This is a genomic window from Candidatus Brocadiaceae bacterium, assembly GCA_012728835.1.
Classification (GTDB): domain Bacteria; phylum Planctomycetota; class Brocadiia; order SM23-32; family SM23-32; genus JAAYEJ01.
This window is the reverse complement of sequence record JAAYEJ010000045.1, coordinates 21,865-33,627: the sequence shown is the minus strand read 5'-3', so window position 1 is coordinate 33,627 and position 11,763 is coordinate 21,865. Positions and strand designations below refer to the sequence as shown.

General features: G+C 74.5%; 9 protein-coding genes. 4 read left to right on the top strand and 5 right to left on the bottom strand.

The annotated features are described in order from the left end of the window. A complete protein-coding gene (locus tag GXY85_06945) occupies window positions 1–465 on the bottom strand; it encodes an Rrf2 family transcriptional regulator (protein ID NLW50568.1) in 465 nt (154 codons plus the stop codon). 97 nt (window positions 466–562) lie between these two features. Next, window positions 563–943, bottom strand: a complete 381-nt coding sequence (gene vanZ / locus GXY85_06940; protein NLW50567.1) for a VanZ family protein — start codon at window positions 941–943, stop codon at window positions 563–565. Window positions 944–1,517: 574 nt separating this feature from the next. Between vanZ and GXY85_06935 the strand changes: the two genes are divergently transcribed. Genes GXY85_06935 through GXY85_06920 form a run of 4 tightly spaced genes read left to right on the top strand, consistent with a single transcriptional unit; the run spans window position 1,518 to window position 5,930 of the window. Beyond that, on the top strand, window positions 1,518–2,321 hold the full coding sequence (locus tag GXY85_06935) for a protein-L-isoaspartate(D-aspartate) O-methyltransferase (GenBank protein ID NLW50566.1): 804 nt from the start codon (window positions 1,518–1,520) through the stop codon (window positions 2,319–2,321). A 7-nt stretch (window positions 2,322–2,328) separates the two neighbouring features. Beyond that, window positions 2,329–4,794: a hypothetical protein gene (locus tag GXY85_06930; GenBank protein ID NLW50565.1), complete on the top strand. Its 2,466-nt coding sequence runs from the start codon at window positions 2,329–2,331 to the stop codon at window positions 4,792–4,794. 10 nt (window positions 4,795–4,804) lie between these two features. Then, a complete protein-coding gene (truA, locus tag GXY85_06925; protein NLW50564.1) occupies window positions 4,805–5,575 on the top strand; it encodes a tRNA pseudouridine(38-40) synthase TruA in 771 nt (256 codons plus the stop codon). A 46-nt stretch (window positions 5,576–5,621) separates the two neighbouring features. Further along, window positions 5,622–5,930 (top strand): hypothetical protein, encoded by a 309-nt coding sequence (locus GXY85_06920; protein ID NLW50563.1) that lies wholly within the window; start codon window positions 5,622–5,624, stop codon window positions 5,928–5,930. A 10-nt stretch (window positions 5,931–5,940) separates the two neighbouring features. Here the strand turns inward: GXY85_06920 and GXY85_06915 are convergent, their stop codons facing one another. The 3 genes from GXY85_06915 to GXY85_06905 are packed head-to-tail and all read right to left on the bottom strand — an operon-like array spanning window position 5,941 to window position 11,622. Continuing rightward, window positions 5,941–8,265, bottom strand: coding sequence for a hypothetical protein (locus tag GXY85_06915; GenBank protein NLW50562.1), 2,325 nt, complete (start codon window positions 8,263–8,265; stop codon window positions 5,941–5,943). Continuing rightward, complete coding sequence (locus tag GXY85_06910) at window positions 8,262–10,508, bottom strand: hypothetical protein (GenBank protein ID NLW50561.1); 2,247 nt, start codon at window positions 10,506–10,508, stop codon at window positions 8,262–8,264. Before GXY85_06910 ends, GXY85_06915 begins: the two co-directional genes overlap by 4 nt. Continuing rightward, entirely contained in the window at window positions 10,501–11,622 is a 1,122-nt protein-coding gene (locus GXY85_06905; GenBank protein ID NLW50560.1) for a DUF3524 domain-containing protein, read from the bottom strand. Before GXY85_06905 ends, GXY85_06910 begins: the two co-directional genes overlap by 8 nt. Window positions 11,623–11,763 lie beyond the last annotated feature (141 nt).

The window sequence follows — 11,763 nt, the reverse complement described above, 5'->3', positions numbered from 1 at the left end:
TTAGCGTTCCTTCGGTTCATCGGCCAGAGCAGACGCCCCGGCCTTCGGGCACGGAGCCCGGCCGCACGCGCCGCCGGCCACCCCGCCCACGGTCAGCGCAGACAGCCGCTCCTGCAGCAACGACTGCAGCTCCTGCAGGCACCTGCGCACGGGGCAGTCGGGCGCGCGATCGCACAGGTCCGGCGCATGGAAGCACTCGTTCATCACCAGCGGGCCCTGCACGGCCTCCACCACGTCCAGCAGGCTCACCGCGTCGGCCGGCACCGCCAGCCGGTAGCCGCCGAACGGCCCCTGCCGGCTCTCCACGACGCCCGCCCGATGGAGCCGCTGCATGATCTTGCGCAGGAACACCACCGGGACGCCCTGCTGCTGTGCCAGCACGGTCACGGCCACGAACTCGTCGGCGCCGGCCAGAGCCAGGAGCGCGCGCAGTGCGTAATCGGTCTCTCGCGTGATGACGGCCATACCAGGACCTTTCTGCTCCGGTATTCTGGGAGTATATCACTCCTATATACGGCTGTCAAGCCCTTGTCCGCAGATTCTCGTCGGAACGTCCCGCCCCTCAGCCGCCCGGCTCGGCCCGCCGGCAGCACCCCGGCACCCGCCGCAGGCAGAACACGGCCACCAGCCCCGCAGCGACCCCCGCCGCATTGGCCGCCACGTCGCCCCAGTCGAATGCCCGTCCCGTGTGCGGCTGCACCCATTCCAGGACCAGCCCCAGCAGGCACGCGCCCAGCGCCGTCAGCAGCAGGCCGCGCGGGCCGGTCGACCCCAGCGCGAACACCGCCATCATGCAGAGGATGGCGTAGGCGACTGCGTGGACCGTGTAGGCGCCCCCCGGCACGACACGGATGGTGCGGCCCGCCGGAACGGTCGGCATCAGGCTGCCCCACACCAGGAACCCCAGCCACACGATCAGGCCGATTCGACTGAGCCACCGCATGCGAGGACTCCGCAGGGGCAGACGGGCTGTTCGGTACCGGAGGATGCGGATCATACCACATCGGGGGATCCGGAGCGCGGGCGGACGCAGGAAACGGGCCCCCGCCCCGCGGCGCCTCCGGCGCCGACACAGCCGTGGGCGGCTGTGCCACGCACGTGCCTTCGTCCGTGGCCCGTCCGTGTGTGGAGGGCCGCGCGCCGTCGCGGCCGGGGATTGCGGCACGGACGCATGCACGGACGCGCACGGACGGGCACGACGGAGCGTGCCCCTCCAGCGGCGGGACGCGTGCGCGCAGGTAGCGGGCCGCGCATTCCACCCGCCCCCTCGCCGGGTTGACCGCCCGGGGACGGCGTGTTAGGCTCTGTCTGAGAATCCATCGTCGGCCCGAGGCCGAGCGAGAAGCCGGAGGGCAAGGCGGCAGGCGGCAAAGGCCCGGAAGCGTGGCTGTGTCCACGCTGAGGACGTTTGGCGCCGACGCCGAAGCGATCCGGCTTCGCAGCCGGCCGAAGCCAGATGGGTTCTCAGACAGAGCCTGGCATCGAGGGCGGCGTCGAGTCCTTGTGTGGAGGGGCGGATGGAACGCACAGGGGGCCTCCTGTGGATCGCTCTTGGGCTGCTGCTGGCCGGCGTGTGGGGCTGCCCGAACGCCGATGAGCCCGCCCGGCGGCCCGGCGCCGCCACTGAGGGCGTGCCCGGCGAAGCGCCTCCCACCCGGGACCGCCCGCGCATCGAGGAACGGGCGGCCGAGCGCACCGCCATGGTCCGCGACCAGATCGAGGCGCGCGGGGTGAAAGACCCCGACGTCCTGCGCGCGATGCGGAACGCGCCGCGGCACCTGTTCGTGCCGCAGAACATGCGCCGCGCGGCCTACGACGACAGCCCCCTGCCCATCGGCCACGGGCAGACCATCTCCCAGCCCTACATCGTGGCGCTGATGACCGAACTGCTGGCCATCCGGCCCGGCGACCGCGTGCTGGAGGTCGGCACCGGCAGCGGTTACCAGGCGGCCGTCCTGGCCGAGCTGACCCCGCACGTCTACTCGATCGAGATCCTGGAGGCGCTCCACGAGCGGGCCTCGGCACAGCTCGCCGCAGTCGGTTACGGGACGATCCGGACGCGCCGGGACGACGGCTACTACGGGTGGCCGGACGAGGCGCCCTTCGACGCCATCATCGTGACGGCCGCCGCGGGGCACGTCCCGCCTCCCCTGACGGCCCAGCTCAGGCCCGGCGGACGGATGGCGATCCCCGTCGGCCCCGTCTACGGCGCTCAGCAGCTCGTCCTCATCTCCAAGGACGAGGAGGGCCGGCTGAGCACACGCAGCGTCCTGCCGGTGCGCTTCGTGCCGCTGACGGGCCGCGCGATGGACACGCAGTGAGGAGCCGATGAGCCGCCAGGCGCCGCCGGCAGGGGACAGCGTCTGCACCATGGCGGCGGTCTTCCTGCTCGCAGCGGGGATTCTGTCGCTCGAACTCGCCCTGATGCGCTGCCTGTCGGTCGCGCGCTGGCATCATTTCGCCTACCTTGTCGTCAGCACCGCCCTGCTCGGGTTCGGCGTGAGCGGCACACTGCTGGCCTTCGCCGGGGCCGCCCTGCGGCGGCGCTTCCATGCGTCGTGTGCGGTGCTCGCCGCGCTGTTCGCACTCTCGACGGTCTGGAGCCTCCGTGCCGCCCAGGCCCTGCCGCTCGATGCCCGCTACGTGCTCTACAGCGGCCGGCAGGCGGCCTGGCTGCTCCTCTACCATCTGCTGCTCCTGGTGCCCTTCCTGTTCGGGGCGACGGCCATCGGGCTGGCGCTGAGCCACCGGGCCGGGCGCCCGCACGCGCTCTACGGGGCGAACCTGCTGGGCAGCGGGGCGGGCGTGCTGCTGGCGCTGGGGCTCATGTTCCTGCTGCCGGAGCATCACCTCATCTACGCCTCCTCGGCACTGGGAGCCATGGCCGCCGTGGTGTGGGCCCTGCGGCGCCCTGCGCTGCCGGCGGCCGTTGCCGCGGCCCTGATCGGCGGATTCCTGCCCGTACGGAACCCGCGCCCGCTGCAGATCGACGAGCACAAGATGCTCTCCACGCTGCGGCGCTGGGAGCAGGAGGGGCGGGCGCGCCACCTCGCCACGGCGCGCAGTCCGCGCAGCCGGCTGGACGTCTACGACTCCCCCCTGCTTCACCACACGCTGTTCGCCGGCCTGGCGGCCACCACGGTGCCGCCCCGGCAGATGGCCGTGCTGGCCGACGGCGAACCGGCGGCCACCGTCTTCCGCATCTCGTCGCCGGAGGAGGCGGCCATCCTGGACCATACGCCGATGGCGCTTCCCTACCGCCTGCTGGGCCGCCCGCGCGTGCTGCTGCTGGGAGAGGCCGGCGGCACCAACGTGTGGCTGGCGCGCCGGATGGGCGCCCGCGCGATCACCGTCGTGCAGCCCGACCCCGCGCTGGCGGCGCTGATGCAGGCCCCGCTGGCCGCCGCGAGCGGGCGCGTGCTGCTCGGCCCCGACGTCCGCGTCGTCGTCGCCGAGCCGCGCACCTTCGTGGACCGCACGGAGGAGACGTTCGACCTGGTGCAGATCGTGACGGCGGAGGGCATGCCGGCCGCCTCGGGCGGGCTGCTCTCCCTGCACGAGGATCACCTGCTGACGCGCGAGGGTCTGGCCGCGTGCCTGGCCCGGCTCTCCGAGGGCGGGCTCCTGGGCATCACGCGCGGCCTGCAGGCGCCGCCCCGCGACGGCCTCAAGGTCTTCGCCGCCCTGCGGGCCGCGCTCGAGACGCGAGGCGCAGAGGACCCCGGCCGGCACCTCGTCCTGGCCCGCAACTACCTGGCCTCGATCAACATGGCCTCCGCCCGCCCGCTCACGCCCGCGCAGTGCCGCACGCTGCTGTCGGCGGCTTCGGAACTGACGATGGACGTCGAATGGGCGCCGTGCGAGGGGCTGCAGCCCGAGCAGCAGATCAACCGCGTGGACGGCCCGCCCGGGCAGGAGCACTCCTGGTACCACCACGCGGCCGTCCGCATCCTGTCGGCCGACCGGGAGGCCTTTTTCCGGGACTGGGCGTATGACGTGCGCCCGCCGACGGACGACAGCCCCTACTTCCACAACTTCTTCCGGTGGCGTTCGCTGCCCCGGCTGATCGAGGCCCACGGCGGCGAATGGCTGCGGCGTTCGGAACTGGGCTACGTCGTGCTGGTCCTGGCCCTGGCGCAGGCCCTCGTTGCGGGGGCCGCCTTGATCCTGCTGCCGCTGGCGTTTCTGAAGCGGAGGGGGCCCGTGCGCGCCCGGGCGGCGGTCTGCGCCTACTTCTCGCTGCTGGGGCTGGCCTATCTCACCCTCGAGATGGCCTTCATGCTGCAGCTCACGCGTTTCCTGGGGGACCCGATCTACGCCGCCGCGATCGTCATCTCAGGCTTCCTCTGCGCCAGCGGCCTGGGGAGCCTGATGAGCGGCGTGTACAAGGGCGGCCGGCGGCGCGCGATCCTGGTGTGCGCCGCGGGGACGGCCGTTCTGGCGGGCGTGTACGCCGCCGGCCTGCACTCGATCCTCGGGGCCTTCATCGGCCTGCCGCTGCCGGCCCGGGCCGCCGTCGCCCTGGCGCTGGCCGCCCCGCCGGCCTTCCTGATGGGCTGGCTGTTCCCGAACGGCCTGGCGCTCGTTGAGCGCGGTGCGCCGGGCCTGGTGCCCTGGGCGTGGGGCATCAACGGCTTCGCCTCCGTGGCCGCCTCGCCGCTGGCCGTCCTGCTGGCCATGGGGGCCGGCTACCCCGCTGTGCTGCTCCTGGCGGGCGGCCTGTATGCGGCCGCCGCCCTTGTCTCCCGGGCGCTGCCGGGCTCGCGGCTTGACGCGCCGACGGAGGCCGATTAGAGTCTGCTGCATGCACAGGCTCATGATGACGCTGGAATACGACGGAGCGGGCTTCTGCGGCTGGCAGCTCCAGGCGGGGGGGCGCACCGTGCAGGGCGTGCTGGAGCGGGCGATCGGCAAGGCGACCGGCACGGCGTCGCGCGTGGCCGGGGCCAGCCGCACGGACGCCGGCGTGCACGCCGTGGGCCAGGTTGCGCACGTGGACACGGCCTCGGAGCTGGCGCCCGAGCAGTTCCTGAAGGCCGTCAACCACTGGCTGCCGAAGGACGTGTCCGTGCTCGACTGCCGCGAGGCCCCGGAGGGCTTCCACGCGCGTTTCTCCGCCACCTCGAAGCTCTACCGCTACGGCATCCTGCGGAGCGCCGTGCGGCGGCCGCTCCGCGAGGCGAGGGCGGTGCGCGTCTGGCGGGCCCTGGACGTGGACGCCATGGCCGAGTGCGCCGCGCTGCTGGTGGGTGAACACGACTTCAGCAGCTTCGCCAGCGAGCACACCGAGGCCCGCAGCAACGTGCGCCGTGTCACGCGCTGCGAACTGATCGAAGACGCCGACGAGCTGCATCTGATGATCGAGGCGAACGGGTTCCTTTACAATATGGTGCGCATCATTGCGGGGACACTCCTGGCCGTGGGCCGCTCCCGGATGACGCCGGCCGCCTTCCGGCAGGCGATCGACCGCCGGAGCCGGCGGGCCGCCGGCCCGACCGCCGCCGCCCGCGGCCTGACGCTGCTGCGCGTGCGCTATGCGGAGGACCCGCGATCCGGCACGTTCCTGATCGGCTGACACGCAGGGGATTCGGAACGGCCCGTCCGTTCGAGAGGAGGAAGCCATGGAGTTGACGCCGCAGGAGCAGAGGCTCCTCAAGCCGTACCTTCGGATGGCGGCGGGCGAGGGCCGCGGGTGGCTGATGGGCGTCGCCGTCGGCCTGGCCGTGTGCGCGGGCGCCGTGGCCGTGGTCGCCCTGGGACGCTGGCCGGAGGCCGCGCCCTACTGCCCGCTGGCCTTCGTCGTGGGGCTCGTGATCATCGAGCAGGCGCTCGACCGGCGCGACCGCAGGCGGATGGCGAGCATCCTTCAGAAGTACGACACCGCCCTGCAGAGCCTCCTCTACCCGGAGGAGGCCGAGGAGACCGTCTGAGGGCCGCGCCTCAGAGCAGGCCCATCCGCTTGCGCAGGAGCCACTCGACGGCCAGTGCGCCCACCAGGGCGATCAGCACGGCCGGGGCATCCCACAGGGGGTCGGGAGGCGTCGAGTCGATCCTCACGCGCCCGGCGTCCGGGATCGCCTCCGGTATCCGGTCCAGCTCCTCCGGCCCGAAGCACTGCCCGCCGGAGTCCGCCGCGATGCGCCGCATGGCGGCCCGGTCCGCCCGCAGGTCCTGGAACTCCACATCGGGCCGCCCGACCGTCACCACCTCCGAGGTCCGCCCGCCGTCCCCGTCCACGAAGACCAGCTCGTAACGTCCGGCACCCGGCGGGTGGAAGACGGCCTCCCAGAGCCCCTCGCCGCCCTCCCGCATGTGCAGGGCCGGCGCAGTCGGGGCGGCGGCCTCGGACTCCACGCGGATCTCCACACCCTCCTCGGACCCCCCGGGGGGGCGTCGGAGCCGCACGTGCACGGCCTCGCCCTCGGCGTAGGCGTTCCGCTCCAGCAGGATGCGGGCACCTCGCCCGACGCCCTCCAGGCGGGCCGCCGCGCAGTAGCGGACGGCCTGAAGCCAGAACCGGTCGTACTCCTCGATGCCCATCCGCCGCCATCGCCATGTCTCGGGCGTGCCGCAGTAGAAGACGCGTCCCAGGCCGTACGGCTGCACGGCCGCCAGCGGCTGCGACTGCGACGCGCCGGCCTCCCGCACCCGCAGGAGCACGGTGGCGCCCGGCTTGGCCCGGGCCACCGGCAGCACCCAGTAGACGGGCGGCGCGGCGGCCCAGAAGGCGGACGCGTTGTCCGACACCGCCAGGATGGGATGGCGGGCCCCGGCCTCGTCCGGTTCGACCGGGCACGGCACCGTGTGGGGCTCGGCGCGTCCGACCAGCGGCCGAAGCCGCGCGGAATCGGCCACCACCGGCAGCAGGTCCGCCAGCGCCTCGGCGTCCCGGCCGCCGAGTACCTCGGGCGTCCACCGGGGGCCGGCCACAAACGCCAGTCCCAGCCCCTCCGCATCCACGCGTTCGGCCAGCGCCGCCGACCACGCCCCGGCGGCCCGGTCCGGCGGCGGGTCGCAGAGCACGACCACGTCGCAGTCCGCCAGTGCGGACGGGTCGGGTGGGCCGCCCGCCTCGGGCGTCCAGGCCCTCACGGTGAACAGCGGGTCCCGCTGCAGCATGGAGCGGAGGAACCGGAACTCCGTCGACGGGCCGCCGGCCGCCAGGAGCACGGCAATCGTGCGCGCGCTCACCAGCACGTCCCGCCGGACCGCGTTGTCCTCTGTGCGCGCCTCGCCGGGAAGCGGCTCGACGTGCGCCCGGTAGCGCAGCCGCCCGCCCTCCTCCGGCACGTGCGTCAGGTCCACCGTCACGCGGGCGCCGTCGGCCGGCAGGACCACCTCGCGGCGCAGCACCTCCCGGACCGGCGCCCCGTCCCCGCCCGCCACCGACAGCACCAGCGACACCGACCGCCCGGCGTAGCCGTCGGCGCCGACCGACGCCGTCATCCGCATCGGCAGCCCCAACATGGCGTGATCGGACGCGTCGAGACCCAGCACGGCCACATTCGGCGGGGCGGCGGCCGCCCCGACGCCGACGAAGTGCACGGGCACACGGCCGCGCACGAGCGCATCGGCCACGTCCGAGGCCGTCGTATCGCGCCCGTCGGACAGGACCAGGACGCCCGCCAGGGCGCCCTCGCCGGCCGGCTCCAGGGCGTCCAGCAGGGCGGCCGCCAGGTCCGTGGCCGTGCCGTCCGCCGACCACTCGGGCACCGCGACCGGCGCCCGGTCGTCGCCGTGCGCCAGGTGCAGGACGCGCCGGGCCGTGCCGGCGAAGGTGCGCAGATCGACCGCGCCGCGCCGCGCGAGCGCGCGCAGAAGCTCCCCCTCCCGACGGTCCAGCACCGCCCGCACGATCTCGTGCCGTGTCAGGTCCGCCACAGCCGCCGGGTCGGCCAGTCCGAGCGCCCGGGCCCAGGCGGCCGCCTCGTCCGCCGGCAGGGCGGCGTCGCGCACCGACATGCTGGCCGAACGGTCCGCCAGCACCACCACGCGGCCGGGCACGAACCGCTCGGCCTCGCGCACGATGGAGGGACGCATGATCACGACCGCCAGCGCGGCCATGCAGCCCAGCCGCGCCGCCGCGCACGGCCACCGCAGCCCCGCCCGCCGCGACGCTCCCTCGCGGCGATAGAGCGCCACGACGGCCCAGACGGCCAGCGCGGCCAGCGCCACGGCTGCCAGCCCCCAGACGCCCCTCGGAAACGCGTCCCATTCGAGGCGCGAGGAGAACCCGACGGCCGAGCCGCGTGTCGCCGCCGTCATGGCGCCCCTCCCCGGCGGGCCGGCCGCTCCGGGCGCCCCGCCCGTGGGTTGCCGAACCGCCACGCCAGCAGGCTCTCGACCAGCAGGACGGCCAGGACGACGCCGGCCAGGTACGGCCAGACCGGCCGCGCCGCGCCCGCCCACGCCCGCATGCCGACCGCCTCGTACCCCGTCACGTGCAGCCGCCCGGCGTCGCCGGCCGCGTCCTCCAGCGCGTCCCTGGCGATGCGCGCCGGCAGGCGCTCGCGATCGGGCAGGTGGACGGCGAAGTGGACGCTCGTCTCGCCGCCGTCCAGGGCCGTCAGGCGCAGTTCATGGAAGCCCGCACGCCGCAGCGGCCCGCCGGCCAGCCAGAGCCCGCCTCGATCGGGCAGTGAGCGCGCCTGCAGGCGCTCGGACGCGGCCGCTCCGTCGGACGCGGCCGCTCCGCCGGCCGCGGCATCCGGCCCGCGCAGGGTCGCCTGCGTGCGGAAGCGCGCGGGGTCGAGCGGGAACTCCAGGCGCGCGCCCGCCGGCAGGTCCAGCCCATATCCCCGCCGGCGCGCACCGGCCGCCCCCTGCTCCGCCAGCCAGTGCATCAGCGCCACGTACGTGACCCGCCCGGCCTCCGAGCGCGGCCAGTCCGTCCACGCGTCGTTCGCCGTGAAGGGCAGCAGGACCACCTCGCCGCGGCCGAACCGACCGGCCAGCAGCGCGGGCGACGCCGCCGCGTCGTCGAACCGTGCCAGGACCCGCGTCTCCCCCAACGGCTCGACGCGGCGGAACGCCCGGAATTCCACCATGTGGAAGAGCATTCCCCAATCTGGAAACGGGCGCAGGAGGGGATCCGCGAACTCCAGATGGGCCAGCCGGTGGACGCCGTCGGCCCGCGCGCGCACGAGTTCGCCCGGGCGGCAGGGCAGCAGGCCGTCCGGTCCGAGCAGGCCCTGCGCGTAGGCGTCGGCACCGGCCTCATCGTCCAGGAAGACGACCAGCCGCCCGCCGCCGCCCACGTAGCCCCGCAGGGCGTCCAGCCAGCCGTCCGGCGAACGCACGCCGCACAGGAAGACGGCCGCGTAGCGGTCCAGGTCGTCGGGAGGCCCCGTCTGCGCCGGGCGGCCGGTCACCCGCAGCCCCGGCCCGGCGCCGTCGCTCGGCTGCAGCGCCGCCCGCAGGTAGTAGCCGGCCGCATCCGCCGGCCGGGCGGCCAGCCCGCCCTCGACGACCAGCACGGGCAGGGACTCGACCGCTTCGAAGGCGAACGTGCGGCGGTCGTCGGCGGGGAAGTCGTCGCCTCCCTCGACGGCCGCCTCGATCCGGTGGAAGCCCGGCTCCTCCAGGTAGACCTGGACGGCGGCCTGGCGGCGCTGCCCGGCGGGGACGGCCGGCCCCGGGACGGACGGAAGGACGCGGCCGTCGACCCGCACCTCCACCGGACCGGCCGGGCGGTCCGCGTCGGATTCGTTCTCGATGACCACCCGCAGCACGGTCGCCGCTCGCGCGTAGACGGGCCGCCCGTCGTCGAGGATCTCCGCCACGCGCACGCCCGCGCGCCCGGCCGCGCCGACGTCCCAGACCCAGACCGGCCCGCGCGCCTGGAGCGCCCGCAGCGCCTCGGCCGCCTCCGGCCGTACCGCCCCCTCGCCCCAGTCGGCGGCCTGCAGGTCGCTCGCGACGATGAAGCGGACGTCGCCCGGCCCGGCGGCGCTCTTTGCAAGGGCGCGCAGGCGGGCGGCGGGGTCGAACGGCACGGCCACGGGCGTCCGTGCACGTGCACGCGTGCGGAACTCCCGGGCCTTCTCGGCGTCCATCGGGGCCGCCTCGAAGAAGGGTTCCTCCTCGCTCGCCACAAACGCCGTCAGGCCCGCCCCACCCCCGGCCAGGCCGTCCGCCATGGCCGCCGCCGTGTCCACGGCCCGCTCGAAGGCCGTCGTGCCGGCGGCGAGCCGCCCCATGCCGGCCGAATCGTCCAGCAGGAGCACCACGCGGCCATCGCCGGCCGCCGTGCCGGCCGGGCGACGCCCCGCCACGGCCGGCCGCGCAAACAGCAGCACCAGCAGGGCGACGGCGGCCGCGCGCAGCGCCAGGACGAGGACGTTCTGCACGCGCACGCGCCGCCGGCTGCGGTGTTCGGCGGTCAGAAGGTGCGCCATGGCCGCCCAGGGCACGCGGCGATAGCGACGCCGGTTCAGCAGGTGGATCAGCACGGGCAGGGCGGCCGCCGGCAGCGCCCAAAGCAGGGCGGGGTGGGCGAACTCAACCATGGCCGTCCTCCCGCCGGGCCTCGGAGACCTGGTCGATGACGTCGTCCAGCATCGGCGCCACGTGCTCCCAGCCGAACCGGGCCACGTCGGCGCTCAGGTTCAGCGCGCGCGCCTGCTCCGGATGCTCCAGCCAGCGGACGAGCCGCGCCTTGAGGCCGTCGCGGCCTTCGTACAGGCACTGCGCGTGGCGGCTCTCGGGCAGCAGTTCGGGGTAGCTCAGGCGGTTGGGCAGCACGGGCACGCAGCCGGCGTAGACGGCCTCGACGACGGAGATGCCGAAGAACTCCTGCTCGGCCGTCGAGACCACCAGGTCGCTCTCCAGGAGCAGGCGGCAGTACTCCCCCCGGCCTTCGACGTAGCCGAACCGGCGGATGCGCGGGGCCAGTGCCCGGCGGGCCGCCTCGAACACGGCGGGCGCGGTGCGGAACTGCTGCCCCGTCACGGCCAGGCGGAAGTCATAGCCCTCCGCCTGGAGTTCGCACATCACGTCGAAGAACTCCTCGGCGCCCTTGTCGTACTCCCAGCGGTGGTTCCACAGGACGGTGAGGGGGCCGCTGCGCGCCTCGGCCGCCGGCCGCTGCGCGTCGATGTCGGCCAGTTCCACGCCGACGGGCACCACCTGCGACCGGCGGGCGATCGTCTCGACCGCGCGGCGCGGCACGTAGTCCGGCATGCGGCCCAGGAGCGCGCGGGCGGCCCCCAGGAAGCTGTCCCGGTGGTGGCGCGAGTTGAACAGCACGCGGTCGGCGGCCAGGCAGGTCGTGATGTTCGTGAATCCGAACTGGTAATCGCGGTCCTGCTCCGACGGGACGGGGTAGGTGAGCTGGTTCTCGTGGAAGTAGGCCACCGTGGCCGTCTCGGGCGGCAGGCGCGGCGCCATCCCCATGAGCGCGGCGAGGTCCAGGAAGTCGCTGACGAGCAGTATGTCGAATGGTCGTTTGTGCACGCGCAGTTCGTCGTGCAGGAACAGCGCCGCGCCGCGCATGCGCCACTTCCACTTGCGCGCGCTCATGGTGAGCAGGTCGATCGCGTGGCGGCTGCGGCGGCGGTATCCGTCCAGAAACGCCTGATGGGACCCCCCGTAGTATGGCTCCAGGGCCAGCACGCGCGCCATCGATGCTCCCCATCCGCGTGAGAATACGGGGCCGAAACGACGCCCGACGGCATTGTAGGGAAGGGCGCCCATGCGCGCAAGACCGTCCCGGCGAACGGACCGGCGGTTGAATGGCCGGCCCGGGCCGTGTAGGCTGAACGT